The sequence below is a fragment of the Paenibacillus sp. FSL K6-2393 genome, assembly GCF_038002545.1.
Lineage (GTDB): Bacteria > Bacillota > Bacilli > Paenibacillales > Paenibacillaceae > Paenibacillus.
On sequence record NZ_JBBOCU010000001.1, the window covers coordinates 5,605,031 to 5,625,942 of the forward strand.

At 47.3% G+C, this 20,912-nt stretch carries 15 protein-coding genes; 6 read left to right on the plus strand and 9 right to left on the minus strand.

Features of this window, described 5'->3' with window-relative positions; genetic code table 11:
* Positions 1-16: 16 nt before the first annotated feature.
* The 6 genes from MHI14_RS25010 to MHI14_RS25035 form a co-directional block, all read right to left on the minus strand.
* Positions 17-997: a glycoside hydrolase family 43 protein gene (locus MHI14_RS25010; RefSeq protein ID WP_341131474.1), complete on the minus strand. Its 981-nt coding sequence runs from the start codon at positions 995-997 to the stop codon at positions 17-19.
* Between the two features lie 1,326 nt (positions 998-2,323).
* Entirely contained in the window at positions 2,324-3,739 is a 1,416-nt protein-coding gene (locus tag MHI14_RS25015; RefSeq protein WP_341131756.1) for an arabinan endo-1,5-alpha-L-arabinosidase, read from the minus strand.
* A gap of 56 nt (positions 3,740-3,795) precedes the next feature.
* Entirely contained in the window at positions 3,796-4,638 is an 843-nt protein-coding gene (locus MHI14_RS25020; RefSeq protein ID WP_036611483.1) for a carbohydrate ABC transporter permease, read from the minus strand.
* Between the two features lie 26 nt (positions 4,639-4,664).
* Entirely contained in the window at positions 4,665-5,555 is an 891-nt protein-coding gene (locus MHI14_RS25025; RefSeq protein ID WP_036611613.1) for a carbohydrate ABC transporter permease, read from the minus strand.
* A 157-nt stretch (positions 5,556-5,712) separates the two neighbouring features.
* A complete protein-coding gene (locus tag MHI14_RS25030) occupies positions 5,713-7,053 on the minus strand; it encodes an ABC transporter substrate-binding protein (RefSeq protein WP_341131475.1) in 1,341 nt (446 codons plus the stop codon).
* A 132-nt stretch (positions 7,054-7,185) separates the two neighbouring features.
* On the minus strand, positions 7,186-8,097 hold the full coding sequence (locus MHI14_RS25035) for a glycoside hydrolase family 43 protein (protein ID WP_053061664.1): 912 nt from the start codon (positions 8,095-8,097) through the stop codon (positions 7,186-7,188).
* Between the two features lie 397 nt (positions 8,098-8,494).
* Here MHI14_RS25035 and MHI14_RS25040 point away from each other — a divergent pair, with 397 nt between their 5' ends.
* The 4 genes from MHI14_RS25040 (at position 8,495) to MHI14_RS25055 (ending at position 11,771) form a co-directional block, all read left to right on the plus strand.
* Positions 8,495-9,412 carry an ArsR/SmtB family transcription factor gene (locus tag MHI14_RS25040; RefSeq protein ID WP_091033990.1) on the plus strand — a complete coding sequence of 306 codons (918 nt, stop codon included), beginning with the start codon at positions 8,495-8,497 and terminating at the stop codon, positions 9,410-9,412.
* Positions 9,413-9,679: 267 nt separating this feature from the next.
* Positions 9,680-10,597, plus strand: coding sequence for a helix-turn-helix transcriptional regulator (locus MHI14_RS25045; protein WP_133386672.1), 918 nt, complete (start codon positions 9,680-9,682; stop codon positions 10,595-10,597).
* Between the two features lie 83 nt (positions 10,598-10,680).
* A complete protein-coding gene (locus MHI14_RS25050) occupies positions 10,681-11,190 on the plus strand; it encodes a DinB family protein (RefSeq protein ID WP_133386671.1) in 510 nt (169 codons plus the stop codon).
* 11 nt (positions 11,191-11,201) lie between these two features.
* Positions 11,202-11,771 carry a YdeI/OmpD-associated family protein gene (locus MHI14_RS25055; RefSeq protein WP_133386670.1) on the plus strand — a complete coding sequence of 190 codons (570 nt, stop codon included), beginning with the start codon at positions 11,202-11,204 and terminating at the stop codon, positions 11,769-11,771.
* A 73-nt stretch (positions 11,772-11,844) separates the two neighbouring features.
* Here MHI14_RS25055 and MHI14_RS25060 read toward each other — a convergent pair whose 3' ends face one another.
* A complete protein-coding gene (locus MHI14_RS25060; protein WP_133386669.1) occupies positions 11,845-12,708 on the minus strand; it encodes a helix-turn-helix domain-containing protein in 864 nt (287 codons plus the stop codon).
* 177 nt (positions 12,709-12,885) lie between these two features.
* Here MHI14_RS25060 and MHI14_RS25065 point away from each other — a divergent pair, with 177 nt between their 5' ends.
* On the plus strand, positions 12,886-14,400 hold the full coding sequence (locus MHI14_RS25065; protein ID WP_341131476.1) for a glycoside hydrolase family 43 protein: 1,515 nt from the start codon (positions 12,886-12,888) through the stop codon (positions 14,398-14,400).
* A 316-nt stretch (positions 14,401-14,716) separates the two neighbouring features.
* Entirely contained in the window at positions 14,717-17,017 is a 2,301-nt protein-coding gene (locus MHI14_RS25070; RefSeq protein ID WP_249911592.1) for a helix-turn-helix domain-containing protein, read from the plus strand.
* Between the two features lie 204 nt (positions 17,018-17,221).
* On the opposite strand, the gene MHI14_RS25075 is transcribed toward MHI14_RS25070, so the two are convergent.
* Both MHI14_RS25075 and MHI14_RS25080 read right to left on the minus strand, forming a co-directional pair.
* Entirely contained in the window at positions 17,222-18,268 is a 1,047-nt protein-coding gene (locus MHI14_RS25075) for a glycoside hydrolase family 18 protein (RefSeq protein WP_249911593.1), read from the minus strand.
* Positions 18,269-18,273: 5 nt separating this feature from the next.
* Positions 18,274-20,907: a transglutaminase domain-containing protein gene (locus MHI14_RS25080; RefSeq protein ID WP_341131477.1), complete on the minus strand. Its 2,634-nt coding sequence runs from the start codon at positions 20,905-20,907 to the stop codon at positions 18,274-18,276.
* Positions 20,908-20,912 lie beyond the last annotated feature (5 nt).

Genomic DNA, 20,912 nt, shown 5'->3' on the forward strand with positions numbered 1-20,912 from the left:
AGGTTTCACTTACCTCTTATTTTGCTTCAGCTACTGCTTTTCCATCTGGAACTGGAACACCGAAATCAGGTGTGCCATCTTCACGCCAATGAATTACTTGAGCACGGGCATGGCGGTTCGGATCATACAAGGGATCACCCTCGATGTCTTTGTAATTACGGGCATGATAAATCAGAATATCGGTCTTGCCATCCGGTGACACCGTAAAGCTGTTATGGCCCGGACCGTATTGACCGTTCGCTTCACAAGTCTGGAATACCGGCTCGGGTGATTTCACCCAGCTGGCCGGATCAAGCAAGTCGGCATTTTCATCTGCGGTGAGCAGACCCATACAATAATTGTAATCGGTCGCGCTTGCCGAGTAGCCGATAAATAACCGTCCATTCCGATGCATCACAGCTGCTCCTTCATTAACTTTAAAGCCGATGATTTCCCAATCATACTCCGGTGTAGAGATCATGACCTGTTCGCCGCGTAGCGTCCACGGGTTTTCCATTTCGGAAATGTACAGGTTCGAGTTGCCCACAATATCAGGATCTTTCTGTGCCCAGACCAGATAGCGGATACCCTTATGTTCAAAGGTCGTTGCATCCAGTGCGAATGATTCCCACCGGGTGTAAATCTGCCCTTTCTCTACCCACTCTCCTTCGAGTGGATTCGCGGAATCGTTCTCTAGAACATACATCCGATGATCGAACAGTCCTTCGTTGGTCTCACTGGTGTGAGCCGCAGCGTAATGTATGTACCATTTGCCATCGATAAAATGAATCTCCGGTGCCCAGATGTTGGCACTCATTGGCCCTGTGTCACGCTTGGTCCAAGCTGTTACTGGCTTGGCATCTCTTAACTCTTCCAAAGTCTCTGCTCGCCGGATCTCAATCCGATCAAAGGCTGGTACAGAAGCGGAGAAGTAATAGTAACCATCTGTATGACGGTACACCCAAGGATCAGCGCGCTGCTCCAGGATGGGATTAGTAAATTTAATGGAATCAGTCATGGGAATGCTCCCCTTTCAAATGTTGTTTGGCTCGAAGTTTGGAGATGTAACCCAATTGCGCAAAAAACGAAAACCTTTTTGGGGTGGTGCACAGCGGACGTTCGGGGGTGGTAGGGCCTTGGTGCTCTCTTGTCCTCCGATTTCTTTTCCACCGCTTCTGGCGGTTGAAATCGGATGCCAAACTCACTCCTGCGGCTCCTTCCTCCCCCTCACTGCTTGTGCACCATCGGAGCAGCAGCTCGCTTTTACCGCGCTCGCTGGGTTACAATCTCACTTCGAGCCTTTTTGTTGGCTCGGTCTTATGGGGTTGACCGCTTCGCAGGGTCAACTCTCCCCATGTAATGCAGGGCTGGCCGCAGAGCTATTGGCCGGCTTGTCATGCACAGCGGACGTTCGGGGGTGGTAGGGCCTTGGTGCTCTCTTGTCCTCCGATTTCTCTTTCCACCGCTCCTGGCGGTTGAAATCGGATGCCAAACTCGCTCCTGCGGCTCCTTCCTCCCCCTTACTGCTTGTGCACCATCGGAGCAGTTGCTCGCTTTTACCGCGCTCGCTGAGTTACAACCTCACTTCGAGCCTTTTTGTTGGCTCGGTCTTATGGGGTTGACCGCTTCGCAGGGTCAACTCTCCCCATGTAATGCAGGGCTGGCCACAGAGCTATTGGCCGGCTTGCATGCACAGCGGACGTTCGGGGGTGGTAGGGCCTTGGTGCTCTCTTGTCCTCCGATTTCTCTTCCCACCGCTCCTGGCGGTTGAAATCGGATGCCAAACTCACTCCTGCGGCTCCTTCCTCCCCCTCACTGCTTGTGCACCATCGGAGCGGTTGCTCGCTTTTACCGCGCTCGCTGAGTTACAACCTCACTTCGAGCCTTTTTGTTCGCTCGGTCTTATGGGATTGACCACTTCGCAGGGTCAACTCTCCCCATATTTAGAGCATGATTGGCCTCAGACATAGGCCAGCACAGATGAATCTTAAGTGTTTATCTGCGTTAGCGCACCTTAATAGGACAGCTTGCATGCACAACGGACGTTCGGGGGTGGTAGGGCCTTGGTGCTCTCTTGTCCTCCGATTTCTCTTTCCACCGCTCTTGGCGGTTGAAATCGGATGCCAAACTCACTCCTGCGGCTCCTTCCTCCCCCTCACTGCTTGTGCACCATCGGAGCGGTTGCTCGCTTTTACCGCGCTCGCTGAGTTACAACCTCACTTCGAGCCTTGAATGTAGCTCGGTAAATATAGTGTGGACCGCTTTGCCCTGAGCCGACTCTCCCAACCAAGTGCACGGCTGGCCTATAATCTTGTGGCCAGCTGTGCAACCTCTGGGTCGACCCTTATTCCTCCACAGCGCTGATCTGCTTGCCCCAGACCGCCACGCCGTGGTCATCGAGCCCTGTCACCACCAGCGCAGGTTGGCTTCGCTCCCAGTCCCAGGACGGGAGCAGCTTCAGCTCTTCCGTGGAAGCTCCGCCCCATGGGCTTTCTTTCCACTTTAGTGTCAGTGTTTGTTTGTCATCAAACGTCCAGGTTCCTGAACCTTTTTCGCTTTGGATTTTTCCTTTGTCCGTTAAGGTATAAGGCACGGCTTGAATCTGCCCGTCCACGGACGGATCAATTGCCATGCCTTCCCACTCCCCGGCAATCATGGACTTCGGAACATCCTGTGCTGTTTCACCAGCGTAACGTTCAGGTGAAACCACAGGCCAGCCATCCTTCGTCCATAACATTTTGCGTACATGCAGATATGGCCAGTTTTTATCCGTCTCACCCCGCGCATGATGCACGATGTAATAATCGTCTCCGTCCTTCAACACGGAGTTATGTCCAGGCGCAACCCAGCCCTCGCCTTCTGTGAAGCGATAACCGCCGAGAATTTTGGTGCCGATCTCATATTGCGGCAGATGATCCGTATCCAGCATGTTATTGCCGTTTATGTCCGTGTATGGTCCTGTGATTGAATCAGCACGCGCAACCCGCACGTTATAATCTTCGAACAAGGAATCATATGAGACGAACAGATAATACTTTTTGAACTCCGGGTTATACACAATGTAAGGACCTTCCACTGCGCCCTCTTCAGTTGCACGATCCCGTGCAGCAATGCGAGTACCATAGCCCTCGTCCTTGAATTTCCCGGTGTCGGGATCAAGTGGCGCAATGTAGATGCCGTCAAAGAATGAACCATATACCATCCACGAATTGCCCTCAGCATCCACAATCGGATTGGCATCAATGGCATTTAATTTGTCTTGTTCATTCGCAGAAGTTTTCACAACCAGTCCTTCATCTGTCCAAGGACCTTCGGGAGATGAGGATGTCTGAAGACCAATAGCCGACTGGGTACTGCCAAAAGAAGAAGCCGAATAATACATCCGATAGGTATCACCAGCCTGAATCACATCCGGTGCCCACAGATTGACCGCACCTGTCCAGTCCAGCGCTTCTTGCGGAATCCCGGGCAGAGCCTGACCTACCCATGTCCAGTGGATCAGATCATCTGATTTGCGTACCATGACGCCGGGTTTCGCTTCTCCTGCTACACGAACGTCTGTGGAATAGACATAGTATCCCTGATCGGTTTTGATAATGGCTGGATCATGCGCATTGTTCACCGTCCAGCGTGATTCATCATCCAGTATGGATGTGTCATACAGCTGAGTATATTGAGGAGCTTCAGGAAAGACGGGACGGGACACCGTTTCTCCTGCTCCGGAACAACCCGTAGCTCCAATAACCATCAATAACAACATGGAAGCAACCACTCCTTTTCCTGAATTCGACCACCGTCGGAATTTCTTCCGCTGGTTCATCCCTTCACTCCTGAAATAGCAACCGACTCAATAATCTGTTTCTGGAAGATCAGGAAGATGATTAATACAGGTAACAGAGCCACAATCGACGCCGCCATAATAAGTGGGTAATCGGTTTGAATTGCATACGTGGCATTAAAGTTTGCTATAACGAGCTGTAACGTCTGCTTCTCCGGTGAATTCAGATAGATAATCGGTGCCAGATAATCATTCCAGATGCCCATGAACCAGAGAATCAACTGTGCAGCAATCGCCGGTTTGATGAGTGGAAACGTAATACTGGAGTACAGCCGGAAGTAGGAACTTCCATCGATTTTGGCCGCCTCAATAATCGCATCAGGTACACTAAGCAGGTATTGGCGCAGGAAGAAGATCATGATTACGTTACCGAACAGGCCAGGAACAATCAGTGGTAACAGCGTATCCACCCAGCCCAGCTTCGCAAACATGATGAATTGCGGGATCATGACTGTTGGATAAGGAATCATCATGGATGCCAGCAATGCGAGAAACAGTTTGTTTTTGTGTGGGAATCTTAATTTGGCAAAAGCAAAGGCTGCGATACTGGACGTAAACGTACCCACCACCGTTACACTCACCGCAACGATGAGGCTGTTTTTGATCCCGCTGAGCAGCGGACCTGCTTCCCAGATTTCTTTATACTTTCCAAATTGGAATACTTCAGGTATCCATACAGGCGGAAGCGCGAACACATCTTGCTTCTCCTTCAATGACGTGGACAACATCCAGATCAGTGGTGCAATCATTGCAATTGCCCCAATCGCAAGTACGATAAAAATGATCGAGTTTGTTAATTTCCTCTTTTGACTGTAAGACATCTCCGGTTCACTCCTTTCCTTGACAATCAATCCCCATCATAGGCTGATTTTTCGTTCATTTTGAATTGCACCAGGGTAATGACAAAAATGAAAATACCAAGAATCATGGCCATCGCTGAGGCATAACCCATCTGCAAGTTACTGAAGGCTTTCTGCCAGATGTAGAAAACGATCGATGCCGAAGAATATTCAGGACCACCCGTAGGTGTCATAATGTTCATCTCGGTGAAGATTTGGGAACCGCCAATGATATTTGTAACAATGAGGAAAAAGGTAACTGGCTTCACCATAGGCCAGGTGATATTGCGGAAGATCTGGAACCCATTGGCTCCATCCAGTTCAGCCGCTTCGTAGTATGTACGTGATACACTTTGCAGTGCCGCCAAGTACAATAACATCGTGTATCCGAGACCTTTCCACACCGTCATAATAATCAGAGCGGGTTTGACCGTGTCTTTGTTCGCGAGCCAGTTAGGACCTTTAATCCCAAACAGATCAAGGAACTGGTTCACTAGACCATAATCCCCGTTGTACGCCCAGTTCCACATAATGGACACCGCAGCGAGGGAAGAAATGACTGGAATGTAATAGATCACACGGAATGTCGTTGTGCCGGGAATTTTACGATTCAGACCCATGGCCAGCAACAATGCGAGCAACAATCCAATCGGAATACCAAGCATCAGGAAAAATGTATTAAACATCGCTTTGTAGAAGAGGTCATCCGTGAGCAAATCCTTGAAGTTGGCCAAACCGATAAAGTTCATCTGTCCCAGTCCGTCCCAATCCGTAAAGGAACCATAAAGGGAGTAGAGGAACGGGAACATGACAAAGATCAGCAATCCAAGAATCGGAGGTAAAATAAACAGATATCCGTACAGCATCTCTTTGCGATACAAACTCGATTTCGTAATCACGGCGTTCACCCCTGTTTCTAGTATCAGCATGTGGCATTCTTCGATTGAACCTTGCCGATCAACGAATGCCACATGCCCGTATGGAATCCAATAAGTTCCAATACGAATGATGCCAGCAGCATGATTGCAGGCTGCCGGCATCACCCTTTCCTATCTACTATTTCTGAGATTTCTTTTCTTGTTCAACCGCTTTGTCGAGCAGTTTTTGCATTTTCGGTTGTTGCTGCTTCACATAGTCTGCGGCTGTAATCTTGCCATCCAATACCGGCTGGATGTCTGTGAAGAACAGGTCATACCATTCCGCATTGTACGTGTAGTTACCTGGCAGAGCCCGGCCGTAATCCTCAACGATATCAATGAATTCCTGTTTGTTGGCTGGTTTCGTGGATGTATCTTTGGCCCACTCGTCTGCCATATCAAGCAAGTTCGGAATTTGTACCTTGGCATCTACCAGTTGCTGCATGCCTTCCTTCGAAGCCGTAAGGTAGTTCACCAATGCTGCTGCTTCTTCTGGATGTTTTGTCTTCGCCGATACTCCGATTCCCAGAGATCCGATCCACGTTGCCGACTTGCCAGTAGATCCCGCAGGGAATGGCAGCAAATCATAATCGAAAGGTAATTTCTCAAATGTACTCATATCCCATGGCCCTACAGGGAAGAAAGCCATTTCACCTTTCATCCAGCGTTGATACGTATCCAATGTTTGCGCTTCCTCAATGGAAGGTGTGATTTTGTATTTGTTTTGCATATCCGCGAAGAATTGCAGTGCTTCCGCGAATTTTGGATCATCAATCGTTACCTTAGTTTTGGTCTCATCCAACCAATCCCCACCGTTGCTCCATACAAAGGATTGCAGTGCCCACTGTACGTTGAATCCGGTACCGTACACATCCGGTTTACCGTCCCCATTGGTATCTTTGGTCGCTTGCTGGTTCACCTTGATGAACTCTTCCCATGTGTATGGTTTATCCTTGTCAGGGAATGGAATGCCCTCTTTTTCAAACAACGTTTTGTTGTAGCCCAGTGCAAATGGCCCCAGATCCTTCGGCATACCATAGATGTCACCTTGACCTGCCATTTGGCCGTCATAACGATACAGGTCCACGCCGTATTTCCAGATATTATCGAGATCCACATCCGGATTGTTTTCAATATACGAAGTGAGGTTCATCAGCACATTGCTGTTCACATACGCTTTCACGTCACCCGGATTGATATAAAATACGTCAGGCAAGCTGTTGCCTGTAATTGCCGCTCTCAGCTTGGTTGCATATTGATCCGCAGCCGTTACGATAATTTTGACTTTCACACCCGGATGATCTTCTTCGAATTTCTTGACCACCGCTTGGTATGCTTTCTGCTCGTCTGTACCGCCGCGGAACATAAATGTTAACTCCTTGTCCCCACTTGCACTGCTGCTTCCTCCGCATCCCGCAAGTACCAGCGCACTTACCAGCATAAGAAGCATAAATGTGACCCAACTCTTTTTCTTTACCATCTGAACCCCTCCTGATCTGGACTTGTAACCGTATTCAATTGGATAAAATAAGATTTCTGTTGTTAAATTTATCAAATCCAGATCACTTTAGTCAACACTTTTATAAAACATTTTATATTTATATAAAACAAATCAGTATTTCGGCCACCCATTCGAGTCCCAAAGCAAGTCATTAATCAGCAATTTCGGATTGCCATTATCCTCTGCATCATAGGCATGTCTTGCGATGACATTACCGTTGTACACGTCCTGACCACCTGGACCTTTCCATTTCACATTGCCTGTATCCAATATCGTTCCGCCACCATTCAGCATATTAACTCCGTTTTTGTCCACATAAGGGCCTGTTATACTGGTCGAACGTCCATAGACCATTTTGTAGGTACTGTTCACCCCTTGGCAGCAAGAATCGATGGAAGCAAACAGGTAATAGTAGCCGCCACGATATACAATACTTGGTCCTTCAATAGCCCCTCCGTTATTCGGGCGCGCAGCAATGGAAGTTATACTTCCCGTCGGTTTCATCGTATTTTTGTCCAGCTTGACAATCTTCAGACCGCTCCAGAAAGAACCGAAGGCCAGCCATGGATTGCCTGAAGCATCAATGACCAGATTCGGATCAATGGCATTATAATTATTGGCGGTCGTGGTTTGAAGTACCAATCCTTCGTCCTTCCATTGCCCTGCACCGATACTGTTCGCAGACGCAAGACCAATCGCAGACCTATTGGAACCAAAGGTGGAGATCGAGTAATAGAGCCATACTTTTCCGTTATACTGCTCTACATCCGGTGCCCATACATCCAATCCGCTTTGTCCCGGAACGGCAGAAGCCCACCAGGATGGCTTACTTAAGAAGATTTGTGGAACACGATACCAGGATGATCCATTATCGGATTTCAATACTTGAATGCCCGGGCCGGTTGAAAAGGTGTACCAGGAACTGCCCTCTTTGATAATCGAAGGGTCATGAACAGCGGTATCTCCGGTCAGATTCCAGAACGCCGCCAAAGCTTTTGACTGACCTGCCAGCAGTAATACCATCACAAGTAATGCCGGTAACGCCAACCGTTTCCACTTAAACCTCTTCACATTGCTTAACTTTTCCAAACCGAACTCCACCTTTCCTGATCAAATGGTTAATTAGGTTCATGAAGTAATGAATCAATTTAGGTATAATAGGATTATAAAAGCGGTTACATTACATTTCAATGGTATATTTCAAATATATGTGAACTGATTAACACTTATTTTAACCGGAATAGTGAACAAAATATAGATTATATTTTCGTATTTGCGCTATACACAAGGGTTTTGGCTTCTATTTCTCCACCCTTCCCTTCCATGAGGGAATGATTTATAATTATCTGAAATAAAACATATAAATGTGCAAATGTCTGTGTCGAAGACTTTGTTCAGAACGGGGAAAGGAAATCCACCTATGATTTATATTAAAGATCTGATGTCGGGTGTGAATATCTTCAAAGCGCTCAGTTCGGAAATCCGGATTCAGATCATCGAGCTGCTGGCCAAGAACCAAAGCCTTAATCTCAATGATCTCGCAACCAAGCTAGGACTGAGCAATGGTGCCATCACAATGCATATCAAGAAGCTTGAAGAGAGCGGATTGATCGAGATCAACACCGCCGTTGGCAAACATGGAATTCAGAAGATATGTTATCTCAATGAGGAAAAATTGATGGTTGATCTGCGTTCACAGGAGATTAACAATCGTTATGAGGTGGAAATTCAGGTCGGTCATTACAGCGATTATCAGGCTGCACCTACATGTGGTCTCGCTACCCGGGACAGCATTGTTGGAGAGTTCGACGATCCGCGTTACTTTGCTGATCCACTGCGAATTGATGCGGAGATGATCTGGCTGGCTGAAGGTTATCTGGAATATCGGATTCCCAACTATCTCAAGCCTAATCAGTCGTTTAGCGAAATTCAGTTGTCGATGGAACTGGGATCGGAGGCCCCTGGCTTTTGTGACAATTACCCTTCGGATATTTATTTCTACATTAACGGTATTGAGATTGGCTGCTGGACTAGTCCGGGGGATTTTGGCAATACACGCGGTACCTTCAACCCGGAATGGTGGCCTCCGCACTTGAATCAGTACGGCATGCTGAAGCTGATCCGGATTACACAGGAAGGCAGCTATATCGACGGATGCCGCATCTCGGACGTGACGTTGGACCAGATTGGGCTGGATTACAAAAGCGATATTCACTTCCGCATTGCGGTTACGGACGAACCTTTGAACAAACGGGGCTTAACGATCTTTGGTAAAAACTTTGGTAACTATGGACAGAATCTGCTCGCTCGGGTTCTCTATAACGTGCAAGAAGAGTAGAGCCGGCTCTGACTATTCACTCGATATGAAGTTCGACCGATCTGCTAACGTAACTGTTCAACACAACAACAGCAACAACAATGTGTCTTCAAAAGGGTGCTATCCAGCACTCTTTTTTTCATCTCGCCTTATTCAACCAAGTTGAAACAAACATACTGGATGATATGACTTCCTATAGACCCTTTGTGATCCTCCATGTTGTTCACCATGTCGTGATATAATAATGGCCTGTAATGACAAAAATGGAATAACGGGCGGGGATACCTTTTGAAATTGGAGCGATTAATCTCAATCATATATAAACTGCTGAACCACGAAGTATTGTCTGCTTCCACCTTGGCGGAAGAGTTTCAGGTGTCCCCAAGAACGATCTATCGGGATATTGATGTAATCTGTGCCGCCGGCTTCCCGGTCGTCTCCCATCAGGGACTCAAAGGCGGCTACGGCATGATGGACGGATACAAGATGGATAAAAGCTTGCTCGGTTCTTATGATGTGGATTCCCTGATAACTGTCCTGAGCAGTCTATCCACAGTATTCGAAGATGCACGTGCACAAGGCACGATTGAACGTCTGCAAACGATTGGACCGGAGCATCAAACCCCAAGTCTATCGGTGGATCTGGAGACACGCCGAACAGAACCTGATGCCCTTCCTCATCTGCGTAAAGGTATTACGGATCATCAGGTTGTCCGTTTTGACTACATCAATACAAAAAATGAACATACCCCCCGCCATCTGGAACCGGTAAGACTTCATTTTAAATATCGTAATTGGTATGTTTATGGATTTTGCCAGACACGGCAGGATTATCGCGAGTTCCGACTGTCCCGGATGATGAACGTGCAACTGACATCGGAACACTTCCAACCCCACCTTGAGCTTCTCCAAGAGACGGTTGTGTCAGATCCGTCATGGCAAGATCAGGTTAGTGATGTGGTATTTCGGGTGAACCCGGAAGCGCTCGCGGAAGCCATGGATCATTTTCAACAGGCAGATAAGCAATTTCACGAGGATGGAAGTATGACGATGCGGATCCAGGTTCATCAACCGTTACAAGCCAGATGGCTCTGGTCGTTTCTGCTTAGTTTGGGAAGTGGTGCTGAGGTGCTTGAACCGATTGAATTACGAGGCATCCTGAAAGAACAACTTCAAAACGCACTTAAGCTCTATGAAGAAGTATGACACGCTGTTGTCATACTTCTTTTTTTATAATCATCTCAGTAAGTTAACCCAATCTATCGCGAAATTAAAGGAGACGATTATCAATGAATCATCCGGAGCAAATGTATAATTACCACGCATGGGCCACTCAAACAATCCTGGGCAGAATCAAGGAACTGCCCTCTTCCGTACTGAGTCAGGAAGTGAACAGTTCGTTTCCAACCATTGCTCACGCACTCAGCCATATCTACGCCGTAGATAAAATGTGGTACGAGGTATTGAATGGCACCGGTATGCCCGAGGCACTGCAAGCATGTATACCACTAAATAGTGAAATTCACGGTTCTGTGGATGAGTACATCAAACGTTTTACCGACCTGTCGGCACAATACAGTGAGTGGTTACGAGGCCAAGCGGATCTGGAGCAAACCATTCTACTCGATAATCCATTTGCCGGCGTTCGCGAAACCAGCTTATCGGAAATCGTATTCCATGCTGTTAACCACGGCACCTATCATCGAGGCAATGTTTCTACCATGCTGCGTCAATTAGGGCATGCCTCCATCATGAATGACTATTCACTCTTTTGGTATCAGGAACCGGCTCAAGTATAGTTGACAATCGGATGGAACATGTACATTGTATCCCCGTGACGTCGAGAAATGAATTGAGAAATTGGTTGCAGACGCATGGAAAAGTCGAGAAATCTTGCTGGGTAATGATAAGCATGAAACCCGTGCCAAATACCCTGCTGTATTTGGACGTGGTTGAGGAGTCGCTGTGTTTTGGCTGGATCGATGGAGTCAAAAAGAAAATATCCGAGACTCAATTAGCACAGAGATTATCTCCTAGGAGTAAACGTAGCTCATGGACTGAATTGAACAAGGAACGTGTCCGTCGACTTGAAAAGTTGGGCTTCATGCATGACGAGGGTAGAGAGGTTCTTCCTGTTATGAAGCCAAATGCTTTCACTATTGATGGTGTGATCGAACAAAGGCTGAAAGAAGACCATCAGGTTTATGCAAATTTCATGGCCTTCCCTACCCTGTATCAAAACGTTCGGATCGATACGATCCAAAGTGTTAAGAATCAGCCAGCATTATTCCAGAGCAGACTGGATAAGTTCATAACCAACACAAAGGAAAATAAAATGTACGGTCAGTGGCATGACAACGGACGGCTATTGGACTATTGAATTTTTCCCGAGACAGCAGACAGGACCTCCATATGAGGAGGCCCTGTTTTGGTGTCTTATATTCGGTCAGATATTAATGAGTCTGCCTGTATGTTTTGGGAGACTTGCCAAAAGCTTTCTTAAACTGACGGGTGAAATAATTACTGTCGTTAAATCCACATTCATACGAAATTTCCGTGATGGACATATTCCCGTTTTTCAACAAATGACACGCCTTCTCCAAACGCAACTTTTGCAGATAAGAGATCGGGGTCATCTGATAATAGGATCGAAAAATCCGATTCAGATGCCTTATTGAGATATTCGACTTCCCCGCAATATCCTCTAGCGACAATGGCTCCAGATAATGATCTTCGATAAATGAAATGGCATTTGCCAGATGCATCAGATTATTACCTTCGATCCCCTTCTCCTGCGTATCATATTGCCTCGACAAATAAACAACCATCTCCGTAAGACGTGAGATCAACATCGTCTGATACCCTTGCTGTTTACTCTGATACTCCTCAATCATGAACGATATCAGCGATTCTACATACTCCAGACTGGAAATGGATAACGCCAATTTACTCGGAAAGGAGTTAATATTACGATAAAACGGTTCCAAAACAAACAGCGCCTGGAAGCCGTTAGATTTTCTCAGATCAGGCCCAGCCGAAGCAAGCATTTCGGGACTGAACATAATGTTACAGATCCTAAAATCATGAGGGTCTTTATACGCATGATGGGTGTCGCCATTAATCACAAATGCGTTCCCTTTTTTAATAAAAAATTCCTCGGTGTTCACCACATGGGTTGCATGACCACTCAGAACAATGACAAGTTCCGTAAAGTCCACATGATTATGAAGTTCCATGTCTTGGTCGTGTCCACCATACTGAATGAAAAATGGAAACTGCTGATCCGAAGTAAACCATCTCAAATATGCATTACTCAAAAGCATTCCCCTCCGCAAACCATGTTGGGTTGAATGTCTATATCATGCTATTCGAGGACCGAAAAATCAAGGTTGGAAATGATTAAAGACGATATAATTCCCTTTGTAGCAAGGATACATTTCATACGTTCACGTTCAGATCCATATTAAACTCTCGAAATGAATAGGAGCATAATGATGAAATATACCAATCCGGTGATTCCGGGGTTTTATCCAGATCCGAGTATCTGCCGTGTAGATGAAGACTATTATCTGGTATCCAGTACCTTTGAATATTTCCCCGGTGTACCCATCTTCCACAGCAAAGACCTTGTGAACTGGCGACAGATCGGCCATGTCCTCACAACAACTGAGCAACTCCCTTTAGCAAACGCAGGCAGTTCTGGCGGTATTTTTGCCCCAACACTCCGGTACCATGATGGTTGGTTCTATATGACAACAACCAATGTCAGCGGCGGCGGAAATTTTTATGTACGTAGTGCCCAGCCCGAGGGACCATGGTCTGCTCCGATTTTTGTTGATCAGGGCGGCATTGATCCCTCTTTTCTCTTCGATGAAGATGGACATGTGTATTTTCAAACGGCCTGTAACGGCGATGAAGGTGAGGGCATCTATCAATGCGAGATAGACATCACGACTGGAGCCAGACTAACCGATAGCCGATTGATCTGGACTGGAACCGGAGGAGCAGCCCCCGAAGCTCCCCACATGTATAAAATAAACGGCCTCTACTATCTGATGATCGCCGAAGGTGGAACCGAGTATGGTCATATGGAGACCATTGCTCGGAGCACAGAGCCATACGGTCCATTTGATCCGTGTCCTCATAATCCGATTCTGTCCAATCGGAGCATGAAATCCAGCATTCACGCAACCGGTCATGCAGACCTTGTCCAGATCCAGGATGGAAGCTGGTGGGCCGTATCTCTTGGCATTCGTCCAGCAGGTTACCCCATGCGGCACCATCTGGGACGCGAAACGTTCCTGGCACCTGTCACTTGGATGGACACCGGTTGGCCGATGATCGGTGTGGACGGACATATTGAGCAGGAGATGACTGGGCCTTTGTTGGCTGAGCACCCTTGGTCACCTCAGGCTATTCGGGATGATTTTGACGAACCATCATTAGGAATGAACTGGATCTTCTTACGTAATCCAGTTCCGGGTAGTTGGACGCTCACTGAAAATCCCGGGCAGCTCATCCTCCGAGGTCATTCGGTTTCACTCGATGATGGACAAAATCCAGCCTTTGTCGGGCGTCGATTGAGCCATTTCTTATGCAATATGGCAACCGAGCTACGTTATGAGCCAAATGCGAGCGGTGAGGAAGCCGGATTAACCTTATTTATGAATGATAAATATCATTACGATTTGGTTGTAACACAAGTTGATGGGCAGAAGAAAATCATACTACGGCGAACCGTCGGCTCTCTGCGAACCGAGCAGGTGTTTGACTGTGACACGGGGCCGGTTGTATTACAAATCAAGGCTGACCGTAATCACTTCACGTTCCTCTACCAGCAAGGTTCATCCGATGCCATCGAAGTGGGTTCAGGGGAAACACATCTGTTATCTACCGAAGTAGCAAGTGGTTTCACAGGTGTGATGATCGCCATGTACGCTTATGCTCCATCGGGGGAGTGTACGCCTGCAAGTTACGATTGGTTTGACTATGAACCTCTGGACGAATAATCGTTTTAACTCCTATATTCAGTAATAGAAAAATATAATATATGATAAGCTAAAATTATCCCCTTAAAGTAGATACTCTTTGAAAAGCCTTGTGTGGTAGCATAAGGAAATGAGTGAACTTTGAGGGGATTTTGCTATAGCTATATCTTTATTACGGATTGCACTGGAATTTATAAAAGAACCATTGCTTTATTAGAGAAGTTCTCCTAGTATTTTTAGAAGGAACACCCCAGCAGTTCCCATCTTGGCAATACCTTCACTGCCCATATGAGAGCGCTATCGCTGCAGCACGAAAGAAAAACGGGAGGTTGCAGATATGAAATGGAATCACTTCAAGTCCAAGCTTCTGTTTAAGTACACCCTATCCTATATCTCCATTTTCCTTATCCCTCTTGTTATTTTAACCATCATTATTTATCACAACGCTGTGGACACGCTCCGTTCAGAGATCGAGCAGACCAATGTCAATCAGCTCACTCAAGCCAAAACTGTCATTGATGATCGCATGAAGGAACTACAAGACATCGCTTTTCGCATCGCCTACGATGAGCAGTTAACGCGGTATTGGACCCACCATCCGTACTATAGCCGGGAATCAATAAACGCATTGGTCAAATACAAAGCTACCAGTTCCATTATCGATGAGTTATTCCTGTTCTTCCGCGGAGATGATAACATCTATTCTTCTCAAGGTTCTGAGAACCTGGATGTATTCACTGGCCGCTACAAATTTACTACGTGGAACAAAACAGACATGATCCGGGATTTGAATAACGTACAGTCCCCCACGATACGTCCAGCGGAGCAGGTCGTCCAAGGAACCAGAATACCCAATTCCATGCTGGCCTACCTTGTACCGATTGCACCTAACAATACGCCCGCCCATGGAACCGTCATGTACCTGATTCATGAGTCCAATCTGACGGGCCTAATTGATTCCATCCTCAGCGACTATCACGGGATGACTTATATTTTCGATAATTTCGGGCAAGTACTGGCAGCCAATTACAAGGGAGAAATCATATCTGAACAGGAAGTTAACGCTCTGTTTGCTCTTGAACCCGGAACGCACAGCATCTCCTTAAATCAAGAACCACATTCGGTTGTATCCGTTAAATCGGATGCGGGTTGGACTTATGTAACCGCTATGCCGAGCAACCAATTTTTTAGCCGAATCGTTCATATTCGCACCTTTGTTGTTCTCGTTTTCTCCTTCATGGTGGTGATGGGCACGTTCCTCGCCATTATGTTGGCCCGAAGACAGTACCATCCGATTTCAGACTTAATGGAGTTCATTCGGTTGAAAAATGATCCTGATCCATCCTCCACCACCAACGAGCTGGAATGGATCAAGAAAACACTGCATGATTATAGTCAGCGTGTAGATCTTCAGGAGCCCTATGCTCGCAATCATATTTTGCTCATGTTGCTGAAGCACGGTCACACCGGAGATTTCCCCTCTGAGTTTACGGATAAGCTTGGTATACGCTTCAACCGATCCTATTATTTTGTCATGATCATGGGCTGGGAAATGCATGCTTTTCCTAACGGTGATAACCCCGAGCAACCTACTGTCATGCAGCTGATGAACGATGTGGAGCTGCCGGAGTTGTCTGCATATGCTTACGGCGTGGAGCTGCCACAAGCAGACCAATTGGCCCTTATCGTGGGATTCGATGCCGAAATAGAGCATGAAGGTAGACTGAATGCCCGTATGGAGCCTATTGTTGAAAAACTGCAATGGATGGTGACAGAACACACCGGGGTCGCGCCCGCAATTGGGATAGGCAATCGGTACATTTATCCGAAACAGCTGAATCAGTCCTACATTGAGGCCTCGACCGCTCTGGAAGCATCGATGCTGCATGGACAGGGCAGCAGTACATACTTTAACAACCTTTCCGGTTCCGATGTACAGGATTCTTCCTTCTGGGTTCCTAAGGATGTGTTATTAAAGCTGGTTCAGAGCTTAAAACAAGGCAGCTATGATGTGGCGGTTCAGATGGTGTCAACTGCGTTGAATACCCTGAAATCCGAAATGCCGTCTGTACCGCTGCTGCGTTGCATCTGCTTTGATATTCTGAATACAATGCTCAAAACCGCTTCGGAGCTTGGAATTCATCATGTGGTTGATCAACTTCCAAGGATCACTTCCTACGACTCGTTGGAGGATTTGGAGAAAAAACTGACAGGTCTTGCCGCCGAAATCTGCGCCCATGTCGAGGCAAAGAGTGAGACGGAAGAAAGCTCCCTGATGGATGAAATTGTTGCTTATATCGATGCCAATTTCTCTGATTATGATCTCAGTCTGGGTACGATTTCATCGAAATTCACGATCTCTTCATCCTATTTCAGTCGTTCTTTCAAAGAAAAGATCGGCATGAACTTTACCCAATATATCTGGCAGAAACGGATGGATGAGGTCATTCGACTACTGCTGCATACTACCGATCCGTTAAAAGATATCATCACGCGTGTCGGTTACCTGGATACACCAAACTTCATCCGCAAATTCAAAAAAGAGACGGGTTATACCCCAGGGCAATACCGTAAAATGCACCGTCCCAACGGCTCCGCCGATTCCCCTGATGATGATGACGAGGAATGTATTGGATAAAGGGATACATTGTCTCTGTGAATGGTTACATCTCAAAACAGTAAACAATGTATATGAGAGCGAATAACCGTGCCTGATTCATTAGACCAAAATAACGCAAACAAGGGGCCGTCCTATACGCCATGCTCATGACGTATAGGACGGCCCCTTCGTATGTTTTTAGTCCGTAGACATAATCGATCCGTCGGCTTCGACGTGCTTATCCTATTTCCCAGCTGGAAGAACCTTCAGCCCTTGATGTACTGCACCCAGCAAACGGTGAGTTGGATCACAGCCGTACTCCCAGAACATGATCCCGGCCAGACCTTGATCCTTTACGTAATCACATTTGCATTGGATCGATTCTTCATCATCATACGATATTAAGCTGGACCCATTAAACAGAAACGGTGCACAGGCTTCTTCATCCCAATAACGAGTGTAACCATTCTTGTTAATGTACTTCGCTTCCAGCTCGGCAAATGATGGTCCATATCCGCCTGTACTACCGGCCATTTGATGGAGCCCGTAGTTTCGGTCAGGAACCTCAGTCCAGATCCGGGAATAGAACGCAGCTCCGATCACAATTTTCTCCTTCGGAACGCCTGCGCGAATAAACAGGTTCACGGAAGCATCCGTACTGATTCGAAACAGATCTCCGGTTGGCGTGTACAGATTCGTATGATGTCCGGTCAGGACTTGAAAACCGCCACGCATATCATAGGTCATCAACTGCACGTAGTCCAGGTACTGCTGCACCTTAGCCATCTCTGTACCATCAACGTAGTATTGATCAGCCCCTGCCGCAATGGTGAGCAGATAATGACGGCCATCCTCTTCTCCCTTGGCACTCAGTGCCTCCCGCATCGTCTTGAGAAGTAAAGTGAAATTCCGTTTATCATCAGGACTGGATGCGATACCTGCTTCACCATAACAAGGATACTCCCAGTCCAGATCAATCCCGTCAAATGGATATTCCTCCAGCACCCGGACCGCAGATGCAGCCATGCTGTCCCTCCCCGCCTGGGTTGAGGCGGCTTCGGAAAAACCGCCTGCGCTCCATCCGCCTACAGACAACAGCACTGTAAGATTCGGATGCTCCCGCTTGATGTGCTGGATCACATGGCCGTTTTTTAAATGCTCGGTGGTGATTGCATCATTCTTGACATGTCCGAAGGCTACGTTCAGATGTGTTAACTTCAAGAAGTCCTCATGTGTCATGTCGGGGAGAACTGAATCAACAGCATAACCGGCAGCAATATATTTGGTCACTCTCTTCACTCCGATCTGTTCGATGATTTAGATATCGCAGCAGCAATCTGCAAGGCTTCCTTCCCGGTACCAATCTTGTACCCGGAAGCCAAATAACGAACTTGATGCTGAGTATCTAGCACAAACAGATGTGGATAACCCGCTTCATAAGCCGCAAGCTTCGAATTGAAGCCGGACAAGGAAGCATAACTGGAATCTCGTACAAAAACCGTGCGTACAGGCAGTTTTGGATAACCAGCAGGGTCAAAGGCAGCGTTCCATTCCATATCTCCGATCATGAGTACGATGGGTATACCCAGCTTATCCAGCGGCTCTGCCAGCTCGCACAGTTCACGAATCAGATGTTTGGTCGGTTCCCGCTCCGGTTCAATCCAGGCAGCAATGGCACCCTCCGATCCCAGAAGTTCCTCCAGTTCTACCTCTGAACCATCCAGACGGGTCAGTATACTTCCTGGTGCCAGTTTACCCAGTACAGGAATATCAACCTCATTCTCGCGATAAGACAATACAACATCAGTTGTATCTCCGGCGTTCACGGTAAAGTAAACGAATCGTACTTTTGCCGTTCCATCTTTCAGACGAATGCCTGTCGTTAAGCGATAAGCTCCTGCCTCAACCTCATATGTCTCACTATAGACATCCGTACTGCCATAAGGATAAATCAACGTCTTGTAGACGCCATCTTCCAGACGGGCAAACGTAAAGTTCTCGAAATAGGATGCTTCAGGTGTATCCTGCGAAGCTTTTATATCCCTATGAAGTTGGAGCATTCCCCAGCTTGTGCTCTTCTGAGTTTGAGGTAAGGCGAGACTAAACACTGCATCCTCCCAGCCTCTGTCACTTAGATACTGTGGTTTCTGTGCGCTCGGATGTAATCGGGCCGGAATACCCAAACTGCGACATACAGCCACAAACAAAATATCCAGCGACTGAGAGTCTCCCTTCATTAGACTAAACGTCCCTATCGGATTCCCTTTACCTTTTAGATTAGGAAGATCTTCATAGTATTCGTATTCCTGTTCCAGCATTCGGGCAAGTGTCGCAGGATTTTCCCTGAACGTCACTACCTCCTCTGCCGAAAAGGCATTCTGGAATACACCTCGATAAGGGACCAGCATCTCATAGGAGATCCGCGGACACAGGATGTATCTCACAAACGTATCTTCCGCCCATGATCCTTGCTGCGAGAGTGCACCAATCAGATGATCGTCCAGCGTCTGGCGAAGGGTATCAATTAAATCTTTTTCATTCATCGACTCCAGCAACCGGAGCGGCCATTCACCGTATGAATTGGAACGTTCCTCTAGGAAAGCTGCAATTTCACGACTGTTCCCCCTTGCCTGCTGGAGAACATCCCACACACGTACCGAGGGCAGTCCAACCTTTTTAGCCAGCGAGACAGCTTCCTCCTCACTCAGGAACGTGTCCTCATACTCGCTCCGGGTCTGCGCTCCTTCCTCCAGCCGACGATTGTGAATCTGGATCTTCTCTTCCGGTAACACAATCACAGCCTCTCCCTCCCTTTCCGGAGGAGGAACTATATCGAAATCTACAATCCCTGTAGGCTGCTCTGATGAGTTCAGCACAAGCTCTATAACCTTGTTTTCCTGAGCCTTGAATAGGATCTCACTCCACTTGCCGCCGCTAACCGCACGAATCAAAAGGTCGCCACAGCCTGTCTTAAAGGTCGCTTCCCCTTGTGCATCCGTCCTAATCTCGGCAATTGGATAAAATTCAGCCGTATTGTACAGCTCAAAACGGACGCTCGCGCCGGGTACGGGCTCTCCCTGTTCATTTTTCACCTTCACATAGATGTTGCGTGTTGGCGCATAGTTCTCAAGCAGATTAATCTCCGTAAATCCCTTTTCGGAGAGCGTAATATCCTCTGGGCCGGGATAGTCGGCATAGATTCTCGTATTAATCAACATGGCCCTCCGGGCTGGCGGACTGAACCACCCTTGGTTCAGACGGACTTCCGGCTCGCATGCACCGATGTAATACCATTGACCATCTGCCCAGGCTTCTACCCAAGCATGGTTACTGTCACAGTGAGCCCAGCGCGGTGTGTAGACCTGACGGGCAGGTATACCGATGCTGCGAAGAGCGGCCACCGCCAGCGTGGATTCTTCGCCGCATCGACCACGAGCATTGCGGATCATCGTCAGCGGTGATATCGTACGCAGATCGCTGCCTATATAGGTCGCTTTTTCATGACACCAGTAATTGGTCTCCAAAATGGCATCTGCCATGGATAAGTTCGTAGTCCGCTCGGCTAATTCGTCATACAATAAGCCGCGGTAATCTTCAATATTTTCCGTATTTATGCGATAAGGCAGTACAAAATGAAGGAACAAATGATCAGGAACGCGTTCTCCCCAAGGCACACGTTTACGGGTGTCCAATGCCCGGCGCACATGACTCAAGAACAAGTCCCCGTTATAATCAGCCATGTCGTTTACCGGCATATAGGCATAGACATACTTCAATGCCCACGTCTCTTCTTGCGTTAGCTCCTGCTGAAAAATATGAAACAACTCCGATTTGCGAGCCTCTGCAAAACGTACCTTCTCCTGGAACTTCTGCTCGATCCTCTCCAATGACTGTGCATCAAGGGAAAATACCAAGGTTTGGCTGGTCATTGCGT

Bases quoted from the DNA above. Each gene is read 5' to 3' on its own strand.
- MHI14_RS25010 (WP_341131474.1), bottom strand. From the start codon at position 997: ATGACTGATTCCATTAAATTTACTAATCCCATCCTGGAGCAGCGCGCT.
- MHI14_RS25015 (WP_341131756.1), bottom strand. From the start codon at position 3,739: ATGTTGTTATTGATGGTTATTGGAGCTACGGGTTGTTCCGGAGCAGGA.
- MHI14_RS25020 (WP_036611483.1), bottom strand. From the start codon at position 4,638: ATGTCTTACAGTCAAAAGAGGAAATTAACAAACTCGATCATTTTTATC.
- MHI14_RS25030 (WP_341131475.1), bottom strand. From the start codon at position 7,053: ATGGTAAAGAAAAAGAGTTGGGTCACATTTATGCTTCTTATGCTGGTA.
- MHI14_RS25035 (WP_053061664.1), bottom strand. From the start codon at position 8,097: ATGGTATTACTGCTGGCAGGTCAGTCAAAAGCTTTGGCGGCGTTCTGG.
- MHI14_RS25040 (WP_091033990.1), top strand. From the start codon at position 8,495: ATGATTTATATTAAAGATCTGATGTCGGGTGTGAATATCTTCAAAGCG.
- MHI14_RS25050 (WP_133386671.1), top strand. From the start codon at position 10,681: ATGAATCATCCGGAGCAAATGTATAATTACCACGCATGGGCCACTCAA.
- MHI14_RS25055 (WP_133386670.1), top strand. From the start codon at position 11,202: ATGGAACATGTACATTGTATCCCCGTGACGTCGAGAAATGAATTGAGA.
- MHI14_RS25065 (WP_341131476.1), top strand. From the start codon at position 12,886: ATGAAATATACCAATCCGGTGATTCCGGGGTTTTATCCAGATCCGAGT.
- MHI14_RS25070 (WP_249911592.1), top strand. From the start codon at position 14,717: ATGAAATGGAATCACTTCAAGTCCAAGCTTCTGTTTAAGTACACCCTA.
- MHI14_RS25080 (WP_341131477.1), bottom strand. From the start codon at position 20,907: ATGACCAGCCAAACCTTGGTATTTTCCCTTGATGCACAGTCATTGGAG.